The organism is Dyella silvae (genome assembly GCF_026421305.1).
GTDB lineage: Bacteria > Pseudomonadota > Gammaproteobacteria > Xanthomonadales > Rhodanobacteraceae > Dyella > Dyella silvae.
Genome location: NZ_JAPJBQ010000002.1, coordinates 668,652 through 689,568 on the forward strand (window position 1 = coordinate 668,652; position 20,917 = coordinate 689,568).

21 protein-coding genes are annotated in these 20,917 nt (G+C 63.0%); 17 read left to right on the plus strand and 4 right to left on the minus strand.

Annotated elements, in window-relative coordinates; translation table 11 throughout:
- The first annotated feature begins 151 nt into the window (after positions 1–151).
- The 4 genes from leuS to nadD are packed head-to-tail and all read left to right on the plus strand — an operon-like array spanning position 152 to position 5,145.
- The gene (gene leuS / locus OQE56_RS07195; protein ID WP_267222932.1) at positions 152–2,911 is read left to right on the plus strand and encodes a leucine--tRNA ligase; all 2,760 of its coding nucleotides are present in this window, start codon (positions 152–154) and stop codon (positions 2,909–2,911) included.
- A 5-nt stretch (positions 2,912–2,916) separates the two neighbouring features.
- Positions 2,917–3,480 (plus strand): LPS-assembly lipoprotein LptE, encoded by a 564-nt coding sequence (locus OQE56_RS07200; protein WP_323748565.1) that lies wholly within the window; start codon positions 2,917–2,919, stop codon positions 3,478–3,480.
- 10 nt (positions 3,481–3,490) lie between these two features.
- Positions 3,491–4,501: a DNA polymerase III subunit delta gene (holA, locus tag OQE56_RS07205; RefSeq protein WP_267222936.1), complete on the plus strand. Its 1,011-nt coding sequence runs from the start codon at positions 3,491–3,493 to the stop codon at positions 4,499–4,501.
- Positions 4,498–5,145 (plus strand): nicotinate-nucleotide adenylyltransferase, encoded by a 648-nt coding sequence (gene nadD / locus OQE56_RS07210; protein ID WP_267222938.1) that lies wholly within the window; start codon positions 4,498–4,500, stop codon positions 5,143–5,145. Before holA ends, nadD begins: the two co-directional genes overlap by 4 nt.
- Positions 5,146–5,200: 55 nt before the next feature.
- On the opposite strand, the gene msrB is transcribed toward nadD, so the two are convergent.
- Together msrB and OQE56_RS07220 are read right to left on the minus strand one after the other, a co-directional pair.
- The gene (gene msrB, locus OQE56_RS07215; RefSeq protein ID WP_267222940.1) at positions 5,201–5,821 is read right to left on the minus strand and encodes a peptide-methionine (R)-S-oxide reductase MsrB; all 621 of its coding nucleotides are present in this window, start codon (positions 5,819–5,821) and stop codon (positions 5,201–5,203) included.
- 29 nt (positions 5,822–5,850) lie between these two features.
- Positions 5,851–7,572 carry a cytochrome c biogenesis protein DipZ gene (locus OQE56_RS07220; RefSeq protein WP_267222941.1) on the minus strand — a complete coding sequence of 574 codons (1,722 nt, stop codon included), beginning with the start codon at positions 7,570–7,572 and terminating at the stop codon, positions 5,851–5,853.
- Between the two features lie 607 nt (positions 7,573–8,179).
- Between OQE56_RS07220 and OQE56_RS07225 the strand changes: the two genes are divergently transcribed.
- From OQE56_RS07225 to OQE56_RS07275, 11 genes are all read left to right on the plus strand, one after another.
- The gene (locus OQE56_RS07225) at positions 8,180–8,815 is read left to right on the plus strand and encodes an outer membrane beta-barrel protein (protein ID WP_267222942.1); all 636 of its coding nucleotides are present in this window, start codon (positions 8,180–8,182) and stop codon (positions 8,813–8,815) included.
- 425 nt (positions 8,816–9,240) lie between these two features.
- The gene (locus OQE56_RS07230) at positions 9,241–9,381 is read left to right on the plus strand and encodes a hypothetical protein (protein ID WP_267222944.1); all 141 of its coding nucleotides are present in this window, start codon (positions 9,241–9,243) and stop codon (positions 9,379–9,381) included.
- A gap of 355 nt (positions 9,382–9,736) precedes the next feature.
- Positions 9,737–10,261, plus strand: coding sequence for an RNA polymerase sigma factor (locus tag OQE56_RS07235; protein ID WP_267223404.1), 525 nt, complete (start codon positions 9,737–9,739; stop codon positions 10,259–10,261).
- A 5-nt stretch (positions 10,262–10,266) separates the two neighbouring features.
- Positions 10,267–10,926, plus strand: a complete 660-nt coding sequence (locus tag OQE56_RS07240; RefSeq protein WP_267222946.1) for an NrsF family protein — start codon at positions 10,267–10,269, stop codon at positions 10,924–10,926.
- 522 nt (positions 10,927–11,448) lie between these two features.
- Entirely contained in the window at positions 11,449–11,748 is a 300-nt protein-coding gene (locus OQE56_RS07245) for a hypothetical protein (protein ID WP_267222948.1), read from the plus strand.
- Positions 11,749–11,844: 96 nt separating this feature from the next.
- Positions 11,845–12,912, plus strand: a complete 1,068-nt coding sequence (locus OQE56_RS07250; protein ID WP_267222949.1) for an NAD(P)H-dependent flavin oxidoreductase — start codon at positions 11,845–11,847, stop codon at positions 12,910–12,912.
- Between the two features lie 75 nt (positions 12,913–12,987).
- A complete protein-coding gene (gene rsfS / locus OQE56_RS07255) occupies positions 12,988–13,380 on the plus strand; it encodes a ribosome silencing factor (protein ID WP_425601604.1) in 393 nt (130 codons plus the stop codon).
- 84 nt (positions 13,381–13,464) lie between these two features.
- Positions 13,465–13,935: a 23S rRNA (pseudouridine(1915)-N(3))-methyltransferase RlmH gene (gene rlmH, locus OQE56_RS07260; protein WP_267222951.1), complete on the plus strand. Its 471-nt coding sequence runs from the start codon at positions 13,465–13,467 to the stop codon at positions 13,933–13,935.
- A gap of 163 nt (positions 13,936–14,098) precedes the next feature.
- Positions 14,099–14,548, plus strand: a complete 450-nt coding sequence (locus OQE56_RS07265; protein ID WP_267222953.1) for a GNAT family N-acetyltransferase — start codon at positions 14,099–14,101, stop codon at positions 14,546–14,548.
- Positions 14,549–14,641: 93 nt separating this feature from the next.
- A complete protein-coding gene (scpC, locus tag OQE56_RS07270; protein WP_267222955.1) occupies positions 14,642–16,153 on the plus strand; it encodes a succinyl-CoA:acetate CoA-transferase ScpC in 1,512 nt (503 codons plus the stop codon).
- A 29-nt stretch (positions 16,154–16,182) separates the two neighbouring features.
- Positions 16,183–16,752: a Maf family protein gene (locus OQE56_RS07275; protein ID WP_267222956.1), complete on the plus strand. Its 570-nt coding sequence runs from the start codon at positions 16,183–16,185 to the stop codon at positions 16,750–16,752.
- A 64-nt stretch (positions 16,753–16,816) separates the two neighbouring features.
- Here the strand turns inward: OQE56_RS07275 and OQE56_RS07280 are convergent, their stop codons facing one another.
- Entirely contained in the window at positions 16,817–17,623 is an 807-nt protein-coding gene (locus OQE56_RS07280; protein ID WP_267222958.1) for a CPBP family intramembrane glutamic endopeptidase, read from the minus strand.
- A gap of 218 nt (positions 17,624–17,841) precedes the next feature.
- Here OQE56_RS07280 and OQE56_RS07285 point away from each other — a divergent pair, with 218 nt between their 5' ends.
- Positions 17,842–19,401 (plus strand): TerC family protein, encoded by a 1,560-nt coding sequence (locus OQE56_RS07285; protein ID WP_267222959.1) that lies wholly within the window; start codon positions 17,842–17,844, stop codon positions 19,399–19,401.
- A 33-nt stretch (positions 19,402–19,434) separates the two neighbouring features.
- Here OQE56_RS07285 and OQE56_RS07290 read toward each other — a convergent pair whose 3' ends face one another.
- The gene (locus OQE56_RS07290; protein WP_267222960.1) at positions 19,435–19,830 is read right to left on the minus strand and encodes an MAPEG family protein; all 396 of its coding nucleotides are present in this window, start codon (positions 19,828–19,830) and stop codon (positions 19,435–19,437) included.
- A gap of 115 nt (positions 19,831–19,945) precedes the next feature.
- On the opposite strand from OQE56_RS07290, the gene ypfJ reads away from it, so the two are divergent.
- Positions 19,946–20,818 carry a KPN_02809 family neutral zinc metallopeptidase gene (ypfJ, locus tag OQE56_RS07295; RefSeq protein WP_267222962.1) on the plus strand — a complete coding sequence of 291 codons (873 nt, stop codon included), beginning with the start codon at positions 19,946–19,948 and terminating at the stop codon, positions 20,816–20,818.
- Positions 20,819–20,917: the final 99 nt, after the last annotated feature.

Sequence of the window (20,917 nt, forward strand, 5' to 3'; positions counted from 1 at the left end):
AGGCTAGCTGCGCACAGAGTGCGCTACCACCCAAAAGGTCGTTCATCGGCACCGTTTGGGCGCCTTTTGGCGCTGAACAGCCCTCAATTCTGCTAGTCTGCCCCGTTCACATCAGTCAGTGCAGACTGATCAAACACACGGCGCCGGACACATGCAGGATATTCAGGATCAGGGTTCCCAGGACCAGGGTAACGAGCAGGGCTACCAGCCGCAGGCGGTGGAAACCGCCGCGCAGGCGTACTGGCGCGATCAGCGTGCCTACGAGGTGAAAGAAGACACCTCGCGTCCCAAGTTCTATTGCCTTTCGATGCTGCCATACCCGTCTGGCGCACTGCACATGGGTCACGTGCGCAACTACACCATTGGCGACGTGATCAGCCGCTACCAGCGCATGCAGGGCAAGAACGTGCTGCAGCCGATGGGCTGGGACGCCTTCGGCCTGCCCGCCGAGAACGCTGCGATCAAGAACAAGACCGCGCCCGCCAAGTGGACCTATCAGAACATCGAGCACATGCGCGGCCAGCTGCAGCGTATGGGTTTTGCCTACGACTGGACCCGCGAGTTCGCCACTTGCCGCCCTGACTACTACCGCTGGGAACAGTTGATGTTCACGCGGCTGATGAAGAAGGGCATGGCCTACCGCAAGAACGCGGTGGTGAACTGGGACCCGGTGGACCAGACCGTGCTGGCCAATGAGCAGGTGGTCGACGGCCGCGGCTGGCGCTCCGGCGCGCTGGTGGAAAAGCGCGAGATTCCGCAGTGGTTCCTCAAGATCACCGATTACGCGCAGGAGCTCCTCGACGGTCTGGATACGCTGCCCGGCTGGCCGGATGCGGTGAAGACCATGCAGCGCAACTGGATCGGTCGCAGCGAGGGTCTGGAAATCCACTTCGACGTGGAAGGTGAGGCCGAACCGCTCACCGTTTTCACCACGCGTCCCGACACGCTGATGGGCGTGACCTTCGTGTCCATCGCCGGCGAACATCCGCTGGCCATCAAGGCCGCGCAGAACAACCCGAAGCTGGCCGCTTTCCTGGAAGAACTCAAGCACGGCGGCGTGTCCGAAGCCGAGCTGGAGACGCAGGAAAAGCGCGGCATGGATACCGGCATTGAAGCCATCCATCCGCTCACTGGCGAGAAGATCCCGGTGTTCGTGGCCAACTTCGTGCTGATGGGTTACGGCACCGGCGCAGTGATGGCCGTGCCAGGCCACGATCAGCGCGACTGGGAATTTGCCAAGAAATACAGCCTGCCGATCAAGATGGTGGTGGTGGATCGCGCCGTGCTCGACGCCGTCGCCGAAATCAGCCATGACCTCGCCAAGGGCGTTGGCGCCGATCCCATCCGCGCTGCGCTGAGCGGCGGTAGCGTCGATGTGTATGAAGCATCGTCCGCGGTGGAGATGATCGAAGCGTTCGAGCGCAGCATCCAGGAAGACAGCGCCTTCACCGATCGCGGCTATCTGGTGAATTCCGGCGAATTCGACGGCATGGATTACGGGCAGGTCTTCGAAGCCATGGCCGCGCGCTTCGAGCGTGAAGGCAAGGGCGTGCGCCGTGTGAACTGGCGTCTGCGCGACTGGGGCGTCAGCCGCCAGCGCTATTGGGGCTGCCCGATCCCGGTCATCTACTGCCCCACGTGCGATGCGGTGCCGGTGCCGGAAGACCAGCTGCCGGTGGTGCTGCCGGAAGACGTCGCCTTCTCCGGCGTGCAGTCGCCGATCAAGGCGGATCCGGAGTGGCGCAAGACCACCTGCCCGCAATGCGGCGGCCCGGCCGAGCGCGAAACCGACACCTTCGACACCTTCATGGAGTCGAGCTGGTACTACGCGCGCTACACCAGCCCGGGTGCGAAGGATCAGGTCGACGGGCGCGCCAATTACTGGCTGCCGGTGGATCAGTACATCGGCGGTATCGAGCACGCCATCCTGCATCTGCTGTACTTCCGCTTCTATCACAAGCTGATGCGCGACGCGGGCCTGGTGCAGGCGGACGAACCGGCCACCAACCTGCTGTGCCAGGGTATGGTGATTGCCGAGACGTTCTACCGCGACAACGCCGATGGTTCGAAGGATTGGATCAATCCGGCCGACGTGGAGATCGAGCGCGACGACAAGGCGCGCGTAATCGGTGCGCGTTCGAAGACGGACGGCCAACCGGTGAAGATCGGTGGCACCGAAAAGATGTCCAAGTCCAAGAACAATGGCATCGACCCGCAGGCGATGGTGGACAAGTTCGGCGCCGATACGGTGCGCCTGTTCTCCATGTTTGCCGCGCCGCCGGAGCAGTCGCTGGAATGGAGCGAAGCCGGTGTAGAAGGCATGGCCCGCTTCCTGCGCCGCTTCTGGCGCGAGGTGACCACGCACGCTGCGCAGCCGGATCATCCGGTGGTCAATCCGTCCACGCTCGACGCTGGCCAGAAGGCACTGCGCCGCCACGTGCACGAAACCATCCAGAAGGTCAGCGACGACCTTGGCCGCCGCCATTCCTTCAATACGGCCATCGCCGCGCTGATGGAACTGCTTAACGCGTTGAACAAGTTCAACGACATGAGCGATCAGGGGCGCGCCGTGCGCCACGAAGCGCTGGAAGTGATGGTGCTGCTGCTCAACCCGGTGGTGCCGCACGTCAGCCACACGCTGTGGCAGGTGCTGGGGCATCCGCAGTCCGTGCTGGAAGACCAGCCCTGGCCGCAGGCCGACAGCGCCGCACTGGTGCGCGACTCGCTCACCCTCGCAGTTCAGGTCAATGGCAAATTGCGCGGTACCATCGAGGTCGCCGCCAACGCCTCGAAGGAAGAGGCCGAAGCACTGGCCCGCGCTCACCCGCAGGTCGTCGCCTTCCTGGAAGGCCAGACTGTGCGCAAGGTGATCGTGGTGCCGGGCAAAATCGTCAACATCGTCGCAGGATGAAATTCATGAGCCGTGTGTTCAAAGCTTCGCTGCTGTTGATGTCTACTCTGCTGCTGGCAGCGTGCGGATTCCATCTGCGCCAGAACGTAGCGTTGCCGCCTGCCATGCAGCGCGTGCACGTGACCGTGAACAATAATTTCCAACTGCAGCGTGATCTGGAGCGTGCGCTGGTCGCCTCAGGCATCGCGGTGGAAGACCACGCGAGCGCAGATGTTGCGGAGCTGAGTGTGCCCGTAGCCATTTTCAGCACCGATACGCTGACGGTCAGTGGTCAGGCACGCGTGACCGAATACACGGTGCGCTATCAGGTGCAGTTCGACGTGCATGATGGCGCCGGCCAGCCGATGCTGGCGCGCCAGCGCATCGATATGCAGCGCGAGTTTAGTTACGACGCCACCAACACCGTCGGTACCACGGCGCAGGTGGATGCGATCCGCAGCAGCCTCAACGACGACATGGTGCAGGCGATCCTGTTCCGGCTGCAGGCCGCCGGCAAACACCCGGCCCAGACCGCCGAAGCCGCCGCGGCTCAGGAAGCCGCGCCGGCCCCGGCATCCAGCACGCATTAAGAGACCCTCCATGCCGCTCAATGCTGCCCAATGGCAGAAGTCGCTGACGGCAGACCATCTGAAGCCGGTCTACCTGTTGGCGGGCGAGGAATTGCTGGTGCTGGAGGCGGCCGACGCATTGCGCGCACAAGCGCGCAAGCTTGGCTACGCCGAGCGCGAAGTGCTCGACGTCGGCAACCATTTTGACTGGGATGATCTGGCGCGGTCCGCGGCAGGCATGTCGTTGTTTGCCACGCGGCGCCTGCTGGACCTGCGTCTGCCCACCGGCCGCCCCGGCACGGAAGGTGCCAAGGCCATCAACGAGTTCTGTGCCAATCCGCCACCGGACGTCACCCTGCTGATTACCGCCACCGAGTGGAGCAGCAAGCACGAAGGCGCGTGGACCAAAAACCTCGATGCCGCCGGTGCGCTGGTGGTGTTCAACGCGCCACGGCCGAACGAATGGGCATCGTGGATCGGTGCGCGCCTCGCCTCACGCGGTCTTTCCGCCACCCCGGATGCCGCTGCGCTGCTGGCCGAACGCGTAGAAGGCAACTTGCTGGCGGCCGCGCAGGAAATTGACAAGCTTGTCGTGCTGCACGGCCAGGGCAAGATCGATGCGCAGGAAATGGAAAACCTGGTCGCCGACAGCGCACGTTACGACGCCTTCAAGCTTACCGACGCGGCGTTTGCCGGCGAAGGCGGGCGCGCCTTGCGCATCCTGCACGGCCTGCATGCCGAAGGTGATGAGTTGATTGCGCTGATGGGCTGGCTGGTCAATCAATTGCAGCTGGCGTTGCGCCTTGCCAACGCACGCGACTTTGCCGCTCAGGCGCGTGCCGAGCGATTGTGGCCCGCGCGCGAGCAGTTGTTCCGCAAGGCACTACGCCGCGCACCTCGCGAACACTGGCTGCAATGTCTTGCGCGTGCGGCGCGGATCGACCGCATGGCCAAAGGTCGCGAGCAGGGTGACGCCTGGCTTGAAGCCGAGCGCCTCATTGCGGCCATCGCCGAGCCACGGGCTGCCGGCGCGTTGGCATGAAACCGCTCGCCTTGTTCGGCGGCACCTTCGACCCGGTGCATCTGGGGCATCTGAGCGTGGCATGGGAGGCTTCCGAGCTGCTCGATGCCGAAGTACGCCTGATGCCCGCCAACGTTCCTCCGCATCGCAGCGCGCCGACCGCCACCTCTGCTCAGCGCGTGGCCATGCTGAAAGCCGCACTGCAGGGGCAGAGCCGCCTTACCCTGGATACCCGTGAGCTTCGCCGGGAAGGGCCTTCCTACACCATCGACACTCTGCGCGAATTGCGCAGCGAGCTGGGCGAGCGGCCGCTGGTGCTGCTGCTCGGCGCGGACGCCTTCGCAGGTCTGCCGAGCTGGCAGAGTTGGCGCGAACTGTTCGATCACGCGCATATCGGGGTGCTTAACCGCCCAGGCATCGATGTGGAATGGTCGACGGATCTGGCCGTAGAGATTCTTCCTCGTCGTGTGAACGATCCTAAGGTTTTGCACGAAATACCCGCGGGGAAGGTCATCGAGCTGTCGGTGACACCGCTGGAAATTTCCGCCACGCGCATTCGCGAGTTGCTCGCCGAAGGCCGCGATCCCCGCTACCTGTTGCCCTGCGGCCTGTTCGACGACCCGTCCGTTCTCGCACCTTATCGAGGAGTGAGAAACGAGAAGTGAGAAACGAGAGCGTGGTTTCTCTCACTTCTCACCCCTCTCCACTCACTTCTTGCTCTCACGACGTCCTCGGCACAAACCTCAGTGCCAAGGAATTCATGCAATAGCGCAAGCCCGTCGGTGGCGGGCCGTCATCGAATACATGACCTAGGTGGCTGTCGCAGCCAGCACAGCTAACGGCTGTGCGTTCCCAGCCGAAACTCGAGTCGCGCGTCTCGATCACGTTCGGTTTGGCGATGGGCTGCCAGAAGCTGGGCCAGCCGGTTCCCGAATCAAACTGCGTGGCGGCATCAAATAGCGCGGTATCGCAGGCGGGGCAGCGATACAGGCCTGGTACCGCCGGCTTCTCGTGTGCACCGCTGAAAGCCCGTTCGGTACCGCTACGGCGCATGACGTAGTACGCATCGTCGCTGAGTCGCTGATGCCATTGCGCGTCATTGAGCACAAGCTTGCGTACGTGACATGGGCCGAGCTTGTGCCCGTTATCGGCAAAGCACTCCAGCACCACGTCGCCACCTTGCGTGGCAGGCGTAGCCGCCATCGCAGTGCTTATCGCGGCGCCGTTACCGGATAGTCGCGGCCACAACCATCCGCCCGTCGCCACGACGGCGCTCCCCGTGAGAAGCGCGCGCAAAAAGCGGCGGCGGTCCTGAATCACGATGTCCTGCGTACGGGACATGGCAACCTCCATCACATCCAAAGTCGGAATCAGCCGAAGGTGAAGGCGTAGGCCTGCACACCGGGGTCGAGGAAGGTGATCTCGAACGTGCGTTCGTCTGAGCCATGGGCTTGGCGAACCAGTTGATACAGGCGCTGCGACGTGACGGTGCCGTTGCCGTCGACATCCGTATCCATGCCGTGATCGGCGCCGGGTGCCTTGCCGTCGATGGTGACGCGAAAACGCACAGCTTTGCCGTCACTACCGGGGCCCAGTACAAGGTGCAGGTCGCGGCCGCGGAAGCGGTAGACGATGCGGCCATTGGCGCTGTCCAGCATCGCGTTCTCGTCGCGCACGGTCCAGCGGCCGTCGAGCGCCCATTGATTGGTCGTCAGCGCACTGGGCGCGTGATAGGACCAGGGATCGTCGTGTGCGACCTGACCACCGGCGAAGTTCTCTGCGCGCGCATAACCGACATAAGTTTCTGGTGAGCGTGTGCCGTCGTCCGTTATGGCGGCTTCCGCACCCTGCGCATTCGGTTGCACATAACCACCCGGCAGATTTTTCTGACCAGCTTCGGTCAGCAGCTGGCGAATCACATCTTCACTTTGCGCGTACTCGCCCTCGCCGAAATGATGGTGGCGAATGCGGCCCTGCGTGTCGATGAAGTAGTGCGCCGGCCAATATTCGTTGTTGAAGCCTTTCCAGATCGCGTAGTCATTGTCGAGCGCGACGGGGTAGTGAATGCCAAAGGCATTTACTGCCTTGATCACGTTTTCGGGCTCTTTTTCAAAGGCAAATTCAGGCGCGTGCACTCCGATCACGACGAGGCCATGATCCTTGTACTTGTCAGCCCACGCGCTCACATAGGGCAGGCTGCGAATGCAGTTGATGCAGGAGTAGGTCCAGAAGTCCACCAGCACCACTTTGCCGCGCAGCGATGCGGGAGTTAGCGGCGGCGTGTTGAGCCATTGCGTACCGCCGGCGAGCGACGGGAGGTTGCCCTCCACCGGCAACGCCTCGCCCGCTTTCACGGCAGGCTGCGGCGGTGGAGCAGGGCGCACGGCATCAATCAGCTTCTGCTCGATGCCGCCGGTGCTGGCGAGCGATACGCGCGTGAGAACGCCCGTATCCAGACCGAGTGCGATCATCACGACGCCCACCAATACCAGCGCACCAAGCCCGCGCCGAACCCACTCGCCCGCGCCCAGCGAGCGCTTCATGAGGGCGAATACGCGCCCGCCTATAGCCAGCGCCAACGCCAGCGAGGTGGCGGCACCAGCGGCATAAGTAAGCAGCAGCAACGTCGTCTGTACGCTGGCACCGTTCAGGGCAGCGCCGGTAAGCAGCAGTCCCAGAATCGGGCCGGCGCAAGGCGCCCACAGCAGGCCGGTGGCGACGCCCAGGCCAGCCGCCGACCACACGGAATCGCCCTCGGCATCCGACTTTTGCGACAGCTTGTTGCCCAACGAGACAAACGGCCGGCTGATCCACTCGGCGAGATGGCTGGAGAGCAAGGTGAGACCCAGGAGCGCGAGCACCACCATCGCAATGATGCGGCCGTACTGATTGGCGCGGATGGCCCAACCGCCACCGACCGCCGCAAGTGTGGCGACCAGCGCAAAGGTCAGTGCCATGCCCAGCAGCATGGGCAGGCCATTGCGCGCAAAGGGGCGGTCGGCTCGCGCGAAGACAAAGGGCAGCACCGGCAAAATGCAAGGGCTGAGAATGGTCAGCACTCCGCCGAGGTAAGCAAGGATCAGCACAAGCATGGGTGCGAGGTCCGCTGGGAAGTCATGAGTTCATTCGTCCCTGACGGCATGGAGGTTACCTGTCTTTGCCCGCGAGGGTGATCCGGCTTACCGGGGCCGCCGGTGGCGGGGCGCGACGTTCAGCCACTGGTGACGCTGAGTCGCATTCGGTGCGGCAAGTTGGTAACGGCCTGGCCAGCAGCCTGGCCGTTCCCGCAAAAGGACCGGGCACATTATTGAGAGCGCTGAGGGCAAGCGCCGCGTGTCCCGAGCGCGCGCTGCGACATGTTGTCACCCTCAACGCCGGTGCACGTTGCCGGAGGCCCACGCGATAGGCGGCGCGCATGGCGTTTGCATCGCTGTGGCCTACCGGGGGAGCGGTTGATGCTGCTGGATACCCTGAGAGCCGATGCCTTCCGTGTGGAGGGTCAGTCGCACAAACAGAAATCGCTGATCCAAATTTCCGACGATTCTCATAGCCAACGCAATCGCACTGCCGCCAAATATGCAGAGGCACACATTCGATAGACCACCTTGTGTGTTGAAAGAAAGGCGCCGCGGTGTCGGGCACTTCGACTTCGTTCGAAGTGCTTTAAGCGTGCCTCCCCCTATCTGAAGGAATAGAACTATGAAGAAATTGATTTCCACCGTTGCCTTGTCCGTTGCACTGGTGGCCCCATTCTCGTCCGCGCTGGCAGATCAGAACGCCGGCGGGTTCTTTGTCCGCGGCAATGCGGGTCAGTCCGACTACCGTGTCAGCAACCAGTACTTCGACAGCAATACTGACTTTGGCTGGAATCTCGGCGCGGGCTACCGCTGGGCGACGACGTCGGGCAACTGGGGTATTGATGCGGGCTACGTCGATCTCGGCAAGTCCAAGCTCAACGCTACGTTTGTTGATCAGGAACTCACCTATGGCATCAATGTCCAGGGTCAGTCCGCGTCGCACGGCTATACGCTCGGCGGCAATTACATGTACCAGTTTGGTAATGGCTGGAACGTGCAGGGCCGCACCGGTCTGGCGTTCCTCAAGACGCGCGCCACGGTCGGTTTCGTCGATTCGGAAGGCAACATCAGCGAATCCCCGATCCGTGGCAGCAACACCGGTACGACCTGGTACGGTGGCGTCGGTGTGGGTTACGACTTCAACCGCAGTTTCGGTGTGAGTCTGAACTATGACTACTACGGCCTCAGCCTCGGCAACAAATTCAAGAATGACGGCAGCGCCAGCCTTCTTTCGTTTGGCGCCGAGTATCGCTTCTAAGTGTTGGATAGGGAGGGATGACGCGAGTTATAGGTACTAGACTTTTGTCCGCTTCGTCTCGTTATCTCTTCGACAAACGAGCGATCAGAGAAAAAGCCCGGCGCTGGCCGGGCTTTTTTGTTAGCGGATCTCGAGTCGGTTGAAAGCTGGCGCTAACGCTCACGTTTAATGTGTCGGCGCCTTTATTATTCACGCGCACGCCACCTGCTACGGCCCACATCGGGGTGAAGGCGTAGACGAATTCGAACTGACCGATGGCATTGCCGTCGCAGCTTCAGCTTGCAACTGGGTCGTAGGCGAACCAGGCGTTGGCCGTCGGCTTATCGGTCACGCAGCCCAGAACGCCGGAATTGATCGTCCAGACACGGTGGCTCGCGTTTCTGAAAGTTGTCGCGGAAGCCACAGGAGGCACTAAGCATGCCGCCGTGTGCGACACCAGCATTGCCCGGCTGGGTGATGTTGACGTAGTCCAGCTGCAGTTATGCGTAGTCGATGCCGTAGCCCTGTCCTTCGTGGCCTGTGCGGCCATCGGCGGGACAATGGCCGCGAACGCCAAGGCCAGCTGAGTCTTCTTCATGGTGGAGCTTCCGTGCGATGAGAGAGGGGTGCCTGGCCGCGGGGGAGCGGGCTGGAGCGGGATTAGATCAACCGCAAGAAAGGGGCGCGGCATGAGAAAACGCTCCATGAGCGGTGCCTCCCGGGATTTCGAGGAGCCATTACCGGGGGCTGGCGTAACCGGAACTCGTGTTGCGGCGAACAAGCAGAGAGGACTTGCGACGCTCCGATATGACTGCCACCTTGACCGCGCCCCGCATGATGGGTCTAGATAGTGTCCTTCCCCGTCTGGTCAGGACCGATTCCACCGTGAGCGACGCTGCTGTCCCTACCGGCGATATGCAGGAGCGTCAGCGGGCGGCATGGATGGCCGCTGCACAGGACGGCGACCGGCGAGCGTATGAGCGGGTGCTGGCGGCGTCAGTGTCGCTGATCCGCTCCGTCGCCCGGCGTCAGGGTGTCGCGCTGGATCTCCTCGATGATGTGGTCCAGGAAACCCTGCTTACGTTGCATCGGGTACGTCACACGTACGATCCGTCGCGCTCCTATGACGCCTGGCTGGCAGCGCTGGCGGCACGGCGAGCTATCGATGCATTGCGCAGCCAGGGGCGCCGCGGACATCGGGAAGTGCACGATGAGCGTGCCTTCGATCTGCATCCCGATGCAGACGACGCGACGGCCGCAGCCGAGCGCGAACAAGAGGCGCGGCGGTTGCGGGAAGCGATCGCATCGTTGCCACCGGGGCAGCGTGAGGCCGTCGAGCAGCTGGGGCTCAAGGAGCGCTCACTGGCTGAAGCCTCCGCCGAGACGGGGCGGCAGACTGGCGCCCTGAAGGTCAATTTGCACCGCGCGATGAAGGCGCTGCGGGCACGTTTTCACGGAGAACCCTGAGCACCATGGCCGAATCGCGCCTCACCGAGTCACTGATCCAGTCACTGGGCGACCAGCTCGCCCCGGTGCGGCGCTTGCCGCCGCCCTGGGTGCGCACCGCACTCTGGCTGTTGGTGGTGCTGGCGATGGCCGGGGGCTTGCTGATGCATTACGGGGCGGCGCACATGGTGCAGCGTTGGACTGCCGAGCCGGATATCGCGATGGCAGGCCTCGGCGCGGTCATTACCGCCGTATGTGCGGCGTGGGCCGCATTCGCCCTTGGTGTTCCGGGGCGCCCCGCGCGATGGGCTTGGCTGCCCTTGCCTGGGTTGCTGCTGTGGGTGGGGGCGAGCGGACTTGGTTGTCTGCGCGACTGGATAGCACCCGCCATGCCTGTCGCGAATGTGCATCAGGCGGGCGACTGTCTCGTCTTCATCATCACCTTCTCGATACCGCTGTCCGCGCTGCTGGTCTGGCTATTGCGCCGCGCATGCCCGCTCCGCCCCGTATTGACCGCCGTGATGATTGGCTTGGCGAGTGCGGCCGCATCGGCGGCCTTGCTCGAAATCTGTCACGCCTTTGCGGTAGCGGCCACCGATCTCCTGATGCATGCATTGGCCGTCGCCATTGTGGTGGTGGTCAACGCGGCCATGGGTGGCCGTCTGTTGCAGCCGGCGCTGAAGTAATTGGGGGTGGGCAGGGCGGTGCTGCCCGCGGCGGCACAGCACGTCGCCATGCGGGATGCCGCAGAGTAATGCTGCGGCACAGCATTTTGGCGCTATAAGCCCATGCAGGAGCGAAGGCCGCGATGCTGCGAAGTCCCGTAGCAAGTGAGACTGATGAGGAAGCGTGAAACGTTGCCGGACGCCCCGATGCGAAGTGGGCACCGCAGCAATCGTCGGAATGCGCCTGTGACCTGTCGATATTGATGCTGAACAGCTGATTCGGCGGGCCACATTCCGTCACCATGCATGGGTATACGCTTGACCCCATCAGGGCACGGACAAGGGATGGATGTCCGTTGAAGTGGGTTCTCGGGCCAGGGATGGGCCGATCGCATCGGGCAGGACTGCTGATGCGGCGTGGCCGGAACCGACATACGCCGGTGCCGGGTTGCCGAGGTCGTCCGGGAGGGGCGGCAACGGTTGTTTCTCAGGAAGTGCGGCACGGCCGCACGGTTACCTCACCGCTCCAGGAGATATGCAACCATGAAAGTTTCCCGTTACGCCGTACTCGCCTTTGCGACCGCTGTCGTCTTCGGTCTTGCCATGTCGCCTGTGATGGCACAGAGCACGACCCCGACGCAGTCGGCCCAGGACGCCAGCAAGGACGCGATGAAGTCCAGCTCGGATGCCATGAAGTCCAGCAGTGATGCGATGAAATCCAGCAGTGATGCGATGAAGAGCGACACCACCAAGAGCGAAACGACCAAGAGCAGCACGCATCACAAGAAGCAGCACAACACCAAGAAGACGGAACCCGCCGCCGCCTCCACCGCCGGTCACTGATACGTTTGTGCATGGCAAAGCCCTCCCTCCGGGGAGGGCTTTGTTTTTGTGTTGTGCTGTAATACGCAACGGCGCGTTGCAGAGTGAGCACACCCCATGCCTTCTCCGTTTCTGCAGCGTCTGGGTGTTTCCCAGCCGCTGGTTCTCGCCCCCATGTCGGGCGCATCGACCCCGGCGCTCGTTGCGGCGGTGTCACAGGCGGGCGGGCTGGGCTCGCATGGCGCGGGTTATCTGGCGCCACAGGCGATTCTCGACGACGCGGCTAAGATTCGTGCGCTGACCGATCGTCCGTTCGCGCTCAATCTGTTTGTGTTGCCGGATGAGTTCGACGTGGATGAGCCAGCCGTCGACTTCGCACGCGAGAAGCTCGATGCACTGATGGAACGTGAGGGGTTGGCGATACGCTCGAGCCGTCCCGAGCGCTGGGCGCCACGATTTTCCGACCAGTTTGCCGCGTTGTGCGAAGCGCGTCCCGCTGTCGCCAGTTTCACTTTTAACCTGCTGACGTCAGCACAGCTGCGCGAACTCAAACAGCGCGATATCACGGTCATTGGCAACGCCACCACCGTGGCGGAGGCACGCGCCTGGGCCGAGCTCGGTGTCGATGCAGTGAGTCTGCAGGCGATGGAGGCGGGTGGCCATCGGGGCAGTTTCCTGCACGCGCCGGAGGACGCCATGATCGGCTTGTTCGCGCTAATTCCGCTCGTCGCACACGCGGTGAAGCTGCCGCTGATCGCCGGCGGCGGCATCATGAACGGTCGCGGCATGCTGGCGGCCGAGCTGCTGGGCGCGACGGTGTGCCAGCTCGGCACGGCCTTCCTTGCGTGCCCGGAATCCAGCGCGGCGGTCGCCTGGAAGCAGGATCTGGCCCAGGTGGAGGACGCCAATGTCACCACCATCCGCAGCTTCTCGGGCCGCGCGGCCCGGGGGCTCCGCAATACCTATGTGAAGGCGATGGAGCCGCACGCTGCGCGGTTCCCGAGCTATCCGGTGATGAACGCCCTGACCTCGCCGTTGCGCAAGGCGGCCGCTGCGGCAGGGCGGGGCGACCTGGTATCGGAATGGTGCAACCAGGCGGCCAGCCTGTCCCGGCCCATGGCCGCGGCGGAACTGGTGCGGACCTTGCTTGCTGAGTATGCCGAGGCTCGCTCCAGTCTTGTTTGACATTGGCTTCAGGGCGGTCCGGTATACTGTGGCCGCGCCATTCCGCGCATCGATCATGCATCGAGGCAACCGCACTTGAGTCAGACCTCCCATCGCAGCACCAAATCCGCCACCACGGCGGTCATTCGTCAGCAAGTCATCAACGCGCTGGACGAACTGAAGGCCAAGGACATTCGTGAGATCGACGTCCGCGGCAAAACCTCCATCGCCGATCTGCTGGTAGTCGCCTCCGGCACTTCCGCGCGCCATGTCAAATCCATCGCCGACGAAGTCGTCAAGTTCGCCAAAAAGGCGGGCGTGATGCCGCTTGGCGTGGAAGGCGAGCAGGAAGCCGAGTGGGTGTTGGTGGATCTGGGTGACGTGATTGTTCACGTCATGCTGCCGCGTATCCGCGAGTTCTACGGTCTGGAACGACTCTGGACCGTGGGCGATCGCGAGATCGACGCCGAAGTCGCCAGCGCGGGCTAAAGCCCGCGTCATGGTGGCGTGTGCCGCGCGCTCATCGATGCGCGTGGTCCTTCTTTTCGTTTCCCTTTTTTTTGGCAGTGACCCATGCGTGCCCGCCTGATTGCCGTTGGTGAACGCATGCCCGCCTGGGTGGCAGAAGGTTTTGCCGAATATCGCAAGCGGTTGTCGCACGAGCTGCCGCTGGAACTGATCGAGCTGAAGCCCGGCGTGCGCGGCAAAGGGCGCGATGACGCGCGAGCGATCCAGGACGAAGGTGCAGCGATACTCGCGGCCCTGCCTCGTGATATTCACGTCGTGGCGCTCGATGGTCGCGGCAAGACCTGGTCCAGCGAAGATCTCGCTGCGCAACTGGCGAAGTGGCGCATGTCAGGACGCGATCTGGCATTTCTCATCGGCGGACCCGACGGCCATGCGCCGGACGTGTTGGCGCGTGCGGACCAGACGTGGTCACTGGGACCGCTCACCTTGCCGCACATGTTGGTGCGGCTGGTGCTGGCCGAACAACTTTATCGCGCCACGACCTTGCTGGCAGGGCATCCCTACCATCGCGCCTGAAAACACGGTACCTGCGGATGTACTGGCCGAGTGATTGTTGCGGGCTCGCTACGCGGACGTGCTATCGCACCAAAGTGGTTTCGTTTCTTTGAAAAGTGGTCATGTCCCGGCATGAGGGTGCTACCGCATACTGGGTGCACCTCGTCATTCCAAGGAATCGGGCATGTCCGTTACGGTGCGCCAGGCCACCATTCACGATCTCGATCTCGTGGCTCCGCTGTTTGACGCCTATCGGCAGTTCTATGGTCAGCCAGCGGATGGGGAGCGCTCACGGCGTTTCTTGTGCGAGCGTTTTCAGCACAACGAGTCGGTCGTACTGCTGGCGCTCGACCAGGACGGCGGGGGCGTGGGTTTCGTTCAGTTGTACCCGCTGTTCTCCTCCGTGCGTGCTGCGCGCACTTATCTGCTCAACGATCTCTTTGTCGCACCCAGCGCCCGGCGTCATGGCGTGGCTGCGGCACTGATGCATGAGGCGGAAGCTTTTGCCCGTGCGATCGGCGCGGTGGGTATGTCGCTGACGACGGCGCACACCAATGAACCTGCGCAACGGCTCTATGAATCGCTGGGCTGGAAGCGGGAAGCGCAATTTCGCGAGTACGCCATCGCCTTTTGAGACGATTCTCGCATCCGACCATCGTCTAGCTTGCCAATTGTTTGACGTGGCGCCGCGTTACCATGAGCAGATTGCAGCTCAGGAGTTTTCAACGTGGACAAGCGCATTCGCCATGCGGGATTGGCCAGCAAAGTCATGACGGCGGCCCAGGCTGCGGATCTGATCGATCACGGTATGACGATCGGCATGAGCGGTTTCACCGGCGCGGGTTATCCCAAATCGGTGCCGCAAGCCCTGGCCGAGCGAATGACCGCCTCGCACGGGCAGGGTGAACCGTTCCGCGTGCGTGTGCTCACCGGGGCTTCGACCGCGCCAGAGCTCGATGGCGCGCTGGCTCGCGCCGACGGTATCGACCTGCGATTGCCCTATCAGTCCGATCCGGAGTTGCGCGCACGCATCAATCGCGGCGAGATGAATTATCTCGACATCCATCTCAGCCATGTGGCGCAGTACGCATGGTTCGGTTTCTTCGGAAAAATCGATCTGGCCATTATCGAGGCCACGGCGATCATGCCTGATGGCAGCCTGTTACCTTCCTCGTCGGTGGGCAACAACAAGACGTGGCTCGATCTCGCTGACAAGGTGATCGTTGAGGTCAACCATTGGCAGCCGATGGAAATGGATGGCATGCACGATGTCTATTACGGCACGGCGCTGCCCCCGAACCGCAAGCCGATTCCGCTGCTGAAGCCGGACGATCGCATTGGTCAGCCGTACCTGCGACTGGATCCGGACAAAGTCATCGCCGTGGTGGAAACCAACGCGCCGGATCGCAACAGTGCGTTTGCGCCGCCGGATGAAACCTCGCGCGAGATCGCTGGCCATCTCATCGACTTCTTCCGTCACGAGATCGCCCATGGCCGCCTTGGGCCGCAGCTGCTGCCGTTGCAGTCGGGCGTCGGCAACATTGCCAACGCTGTGCTCACCGGGCTGCGCGAGGGTGGCTTCAAGGGGCTGACCGCGTTTACCGAGGTGATTCAGGACGGCATGCTCGACCTGCTCGCCAATGGCGTGCTGTCGGTGGCATCGGCCACGTCGTTCTCATTGAGCCCGGCAGGTATCGAGCGCTTCCTTGCCGATATCGACTTCTTCCGCAAACGCATCATTCTGCGCACGCAGGAAATCTCCAATCATCCGGAGCTCGTGCGCCGACTCGGTTGCATTGCGATGAACGGCATGGTGGAGGCCGATATCTACGGCAACATCAACTCCACGCACGTGGCGGGCACCAGCATCATCAACGGCATCGGCGGTTCCGGCGACTTCGCACGCAATGGTTTCATGTCGTGCTTCCTCACGCCCAGCACGGCCAAGAATGGTGCGATCTCCTGCATCGTGCCGATGGTCAGCCATGTGGATCACACCGAGCACGACGTGGCGGTGGTGGTCACCGAGCAAGGCCTTGCCGACCTGCGTGGCCTGTCACCACGGCAGCGCGCCAAGGTCATCATCGAGCGCTGCGCGCATCCGACCTATCGTCCGATGTTGCAGGACTATTTCGATCGCGCCTTGCATGACAGCCGTGGCAAGCACACGCCGCACCTGTTGAGCGAAGCGCTTTCCTGGCATCAACGTTTCCTTGATACCGGGGATATGCGACCGTAAGCGCTCCCGCCGCTACCGAATGCATCCCCATGCTCTATCTCGCCTCACAGTCGCCGCGTCGCCGCCAGCTGCTCGAACAGATCGGAGTGACGTTTCGCATCGTCGATGTCGATGTGCCTGAGCAGCGTGCGCTGGCGGAGTCGCCGCGTGAGTATGTGAGCCGCGTGGCGCGCGAGAAAGCGCGTGCGGGGCTTGCTGCTCTGGAGGGCCCGGGCGCCGTGGTACTAGGCGCGGATACTGAAGTGGTGCTTGACGATGAAGTGTTCGGCAAACCGGTGGACGCTGCCGATGCAGCAGTCATGTTGCGGCGTTTATCGGGGCGCGTACATGACGTGATCTCCACCGTATGGCTGGTGAGCCGGGCGGGTGAGTGGACAGACACCAGCCTGTCGCGCGTGCGCATGGCCGAGCTGAATGACGCTGCGATCGCTGCCTATATCGGCACCGGCGAGCCCTTTGGCAAGGCGGGTGCGTATGCCATCCAGGGCCACGGGGCGACGTTGATTGAGCATCTCGATGGCAGTCATTCCGGCGTGATGGGCCTGCCGGTGTTCGAGACGGCGCGGTTGTTGCGCGCGCGTTCGTTGATTCACGCTTAAGCGCTCGCTTGGTGGCCCATGTCGAGGCGCACCTGTGCGCTCCTACATGTGAACCGGGGCGTGGCTAGTGACTCACCATGAACCAGGAAACCACGGCAAGCAGGTTGTTCATGCCGTGCGCGATCACCGAAGGCCAGATCGAGCCCGACTGCACGCGCAGCCAGCCGAGGATCAGGCCGAGCAACGCCAGATTGGGTAGTGCGTACCAGAGGAAGCCCAGATCCGGCAGATGGACACAGGCGAACAACAGGCCGGTCAGTGCGACGGCCCAGCCATTGCCAACGTGACGTGCGACGGCCGAAAGCAGCACGCCGCGAAACAGCAGCTCTTCTATCAGCGGCCCTACGCTGACCACCAGCAGCGCCAGCGGCAGACGCACCAGTAGCGACGTATTCGCCCCGAGTTGCTTGATGTCCTGACTTACCTGATGACCATGGGCCAGCCATTGCGTGAGCGCGCCGCCGACGAAGGGCATCATGGTGCCCAGGGCGATCGCAACGACATAGATGACGATTTGGTTCGAACGGGTAAAGCCGAATCCAGGCAAATCGCTCTGCGACCACAGTGCCGGCCACCAGCGATGTGCCTGGTAGAAGATCAGCGCAGCGGAAGCCAGCAGGGTCGCCATCACGGCGATGGCACTGCTATCGGAATGAGCCAGCCAGTGCCGCCCTTGTGTGATGACCTCATTGATGTCGCCGCCGTGCTGGATCACGGCAAACAGACCGGCCGTGAGGCTGATCAGACCGCCTATCGTCAGCTGTAGTGCGAAGTACAGCGCGATCAGACCGAAGGCCTGCCACAAAGTGGGCGCCTGCGGCGTCAGGGCGAAGGGCGAAACGTGGGGAATTGTCGGGCGGTTCGCATCCATCAAAACGGTCCAGCGGGCGCGCGAGCAGGGCAGGTTCGCCAGCACGCATCGCGCTCGTTGGCTGACGTGATCACGCTAGCCCTTGCTATCACGCCCGCGCAATCCTGCCCTTTGGCATGGTTGGAGCAAAGGCGCTTCGGCTTTCACGGCTTTCACAAGGTCGCGCTGTATAGTGTGCGGACGTTCCAAGGAGGAAAACGGCGCTTCGGTGCCCACTCATGTTCGCATTCGACTGGCTGGCCGACCCTACGGCATGGGCAGGTCTCCTCACCCTGGTGGTGCTGGAGATCGTGCTCGGCATCGACAATCTCGTCTTCATCGCGATTCTTGCCGACAAGCTCCAGGCAAAGGAGCGCGACCGGGCCCGTGTGCTTGGCCTGTCGCTCGCGCTTGTGATGCGACTGGCCCTGCTTGGGGCTATGTCGTGGATGGTGAAGCTCACGGCACCCATCCTCGTCCTGGGTACGGTGTCGTTCTCCTGGCGCGACATCATTCTGCTGCTGGGCGGCGCCTTTCTGTTGTTCAAGGCTACCGTGGAGCTGCACGAGCGGCTGGAGCCGGATGACGATCACGACACCGCCAAGCGCGTACCCGCGCGCTTCTGGCTGGTGGTGGTGCAGATCGTGGCGCTGGATGCGGTGTTCTCGATCGATTCGGTCATCACCGCCGTTGGCATGGTCGATCACCTGTCGTTGATGATGATCGCGGTGGTCATCGCGATGATCCTGATGATCTGCGCCAGCAAGCCGCTGACGAACTTCGTCAATGCGCGACCGACCGTGGTGATCCTGTGTCTGTCGTTCCTGTTGATGATCGGCTTCAGCCTGATGGCAGAAGGTTTCGGTTTTCATATTCCGAAGGGCTATCTGTACGCGGCCATCGGTTTCTCGATCATGATCGAGGTCTTTAACCAGACCATGCGCCACAACCGTCGGCGCAGCCTGTTCAGTAGTACGCGTACGCTGCGCGACCGCACCGCCGTGGCGGTGTTGAACTTGCTGGGCGGTGCGGGCAGCGATGACGAAGCCGATGCTGTGAAGACGACGGCTGACAGCACCGATTCCGGCATGGCGGTGTTCGGCAAGGATGAGCTAGCCATGGTGCGTGGCGTGCTGGATCTGGCACACCGTCCGGTGCGTTCCATCATGACGCCGCGTCCTGAAATCAACTGGATCGATCCGCGCGAAGGCGCCGAGCAGTTGCGTGCCGAAGTGAGCGCATCCAGTCATGCGTGGCTGCCGGTGGCAGGTGACGATCTGGATCAGCTGGTGGGCGTGGCGTCCTCGCGCGATCTGCTGGCAAGCCTGCTGGAGCACGGTCGCATCGACGTCGAGCAAGTGGTGCGCAAGCCGCTCACCGTGCTGGAATCACTGAGCGTGCTGCGCCTGATCGACGAGTTTCGACGCTCACCGCTACAGGTGGCGTTGATTGTCGATGAGTACGGCAGCGTGCTCGGCCTGGTGACACCTACGGATGTGCTCGAGGTGATCGCGGGCGAGTTCCCTGACGAAGACAGTGGCGACCCTTCTGCCGTGCAAGAGAGCGATGGCAGCTGGACACTGGACGCCAGCCTGGATCTGCGCCGAGTCGAACACCTGCTTGGATACCAGCTGAGCAGCGACGACAGCTTCTCGACGCTGGCAGGCTATGTGTTGCAGCAACTCGGCCGCCTGCCCAACGTTGGCGACACGTTCATCAGCGAAGGCCTGCGCTTCGAGGTCGTGGCGATGGACGGTGCGCGCATCGAACGGCTAAAGGTTCATCCGGTCGAGGAGTGACGGGTCGCGCATAAGTGCGCGACCCATGACATCTCATCCGATGAAGAGCGCGCGGACCAGCCCCACCACCCCGAGCACGAGCACCACACCCCAGCCAGCCGATGACACCATGTAGCCCGGGCCACGCTTGGCCGGATCCTTCAGGTAAGCCACCGCGTACCACACGCGGCCGAACACCCAGACCAGACCGGCCAGGCCGCCCCACAGCGAAAATCCGTACTGCACGGCCAGCCATAGCGTCGGCAGGAAGATGGCGGTGGATTCCAGCGTGTTCATCTGAACGCGCCAGGCGCGCTCAAAACCGGGATGACCGCTGATGGCTGGCGCCTTGACGCCGTACTTCTCGCGCGCATGGCCAGTGGCCCAGACCGTGCCGAACTGCAGCAGGATGGTGAGCAGAACGACGATGGCGGGCAGGTGCTGGGTCATGGCGGGCTCTCGCAAAAAAGGTGGCTCACTTTAGCCATCACCGGCACGTGGCGGGAGGGGGCGGGAGGGGTTATCGTTTTGCGACCGCCGGTGCGATGCGAGTGAGGGGCGTCCTATGGATTGGCAGAAAGGCGAGCGCAGTCAGAATGTCGAAGTCGACAGCGGCGACGGCGGCGGTGGTGGTCCGCGCTTTGGTGGCGGGCGCGGCCTGGGGTTGGGCGGCATCATCATCCTGGCCATCCTGGGCCTGGTGTTCTTCAAAGACCCGACCGCACTGTTCAGCCAGGTGGATACCGGCGGGCAGCAGCAGGTAGCCGCGCCAAGCGGCCGTCAGGCGGCGGTCGACCCTCAGACCAAGGATTTCGTGAGCGCGATACTGGGCTCCACCGAAAAGACCTGGGGCGACATCTTCACCGCGCATGGCCGGCAGTATGTCGACCCCAAACTGGATCTCTTCAGCGGTGGCGTAAACACCGCCTGTGGCGCCGCGTCGACCGCGGTGGGGCCGTTCTACTGTCCTGGGGACCAGAAGGTTTACCTGGACGTGGCGTTCTTCCAGGAACTGGCGACCCGGTTTCAGGCATCGGGCGACTTTGCCCGCGCCTATGTGATTGCGCATGAGGTGGGTCATCACGTGCAGAAGCTGCTCGGCATCTTCGACCAGGTGGAGCAGGCTCGCCGCCGCGGCGCCCGCATGGAAGGCGCTGACGGTTTGTCGGTACGGCAGGAGTTGCAGGCTGACTGCTTTGCTGGCGTATGGGCCAATCACAGCCAGCAGCGCCTGCAGTGGCTACAGCCGGGCGACATCGAATCGGCGCTCAACGCGGCTAGCAAGATCGGCGACGACGCGCTGCAACAGCAGGCGCAAGGCCGGGTGGTGCCCGACTCGTTCACGCATGGCACCTCGGCGCAGCGCGTGAAATGGTTCCGCGCCGGCTTTGACAGTGGCGACATGGCGAGTTGCAACACGTTCCAGGGCGAGCCCTGAGCAAGGTCTATGTTTGGCCGTAGTCCCGGCGTGCCCCGCCTTTGGCTGTCGAAAGGCGCCGGGGCTCGATGACAAGCAAGTGAAGCCAGCGGCCATCCC

Excerpts from the sequence above, each read along its gene's own strand:
- nadD (WP_267222938.1), top strand. The coding sequence starts at position 4,498 with ATGAAACCGCTCGCCTTGTTCGGCGGCACCTTCGACCCGGTGCATCTG.
- OQE56_RS07285 (WP_267222959.1), top strand. The coding sequence starts at position 17,842 with ATGTTCGCATTCGACTGGCTGGCCGACCCTACGGCATGGGCAGGTCTC.
- leuS (WP_267222932.1), top strand. The coding sequence starts at position 152 with ATGCAGGATATTCAGGATCAGGGTTCCCAGGACCAGGGTAACGAGCAG.
- OQE56_RS07225 (WP_267222942.1), top strand. The coding sequence starts at position 8,180 with ATGAAGAAATTGATTTCCACCGTTGCCTTGTCCGTTGCACTGGTGGCC.
- OQE56_RS07275 (WP_267222956.1), top strand. The coding sequence starts at position 16,183 with ATGCTCTATCTCGCCTCACAGTCGCCGCGTCGCCGCCAGCTGCTCGAA.
- OQE56_RS07245 (WP_267222948.1), top strand. The coding sequence starts at position 11,449 with ATGAAAGTTTCCCGTTACGCCGTACTCGCCTTTGCGACCGCTGTCGTC.
- OQE56_RS07240 (WP_267222946.1), top strand. The coding sequence starts at position 10,267 with ATGGCCGAATCGCGCCTCACCGAGTCACTGATCCAGTCACTGGGCGAC.
- rlmH (WP_267222951.1), top strand. The coding sequence starts at position 13,465 with ATGCGTGCCCGCCTGATTGCCGTTGGTGAACGCATGCCCGCCTGGGTG.
- OQE56_RS07290 (WP_267222960.1), bottom strand. The coding sequence starts at position 19,830 with ATGACCCAGCACCTGCCCGCCATCGTCGTTCTGCTCACCATCCTGCTG.
- msrB (WP_267222940.1), bottom strand. The coding sequence starts at position 5,821 with ATGTCCCGTACGCAGGACATCGTGATTCAGGACCGCCGCCGCTTTTTG.
- holA (WP_267222936.1), top strand. The coding sequence starts at position 3,491 with ATGCCGCTCAATGCTGCCCAATGGCAGAAGTCGCTGACGGCAGACCAT.
- OQE56_RS07235 (WP_267223404.1), top strand. The coding sequence starts at position 9,737 with ATGGCCGCTGCACAGGACGGCGACCGGCGAGCGTATGAGCGGGTGCTG.
- OQE56_RS07280 (WP_267222958.1), bottom strand. The coding sequence starts at position 17,623 with ATGGATGCGAACCGCCCGACAATTCCCCACGTTTCGCCCTTCGCCCTG.
- OQE56_RS07200 (WP_323748565.1), top strand. The coding sequence starts at position 2,917 with ATGAGCCGTGTGTTCAAAGCTTCGCTGCTGTTGATGTCTACTCTGCTG.
- ypfJ (WP_267222962.1), top strand. The coding sequence starts at position 19,946 with ATGGATTGGCAGAAAGGCGAGCGCAGTCAGAATGTCGAAGTCGACAGC.
- OQE56_RS07250 (WP_267222949.1), top strand. The coding sequence starts at position 11,845 with ATGCCTTCTCCGTTTCTGCAGCGTCTGGGTGTTTCCCAGCCGCTGGTT.
- OQE56_RS07220 (WP_267222941.1), bottom strand. The coding sequence starts at position 7,572 with ATGCTTGTGCTGATCCTTGCTTACCTCGGCGGAGTGCTGACCATTCTC.
- OQE56_RS07265 (WP_267222953.1), top strand. The coding sequence starts at position 14,099 with ATGTCCGTTACGGTGCGCCAGGCCACCATTCACGATCTCGATCTCGTG.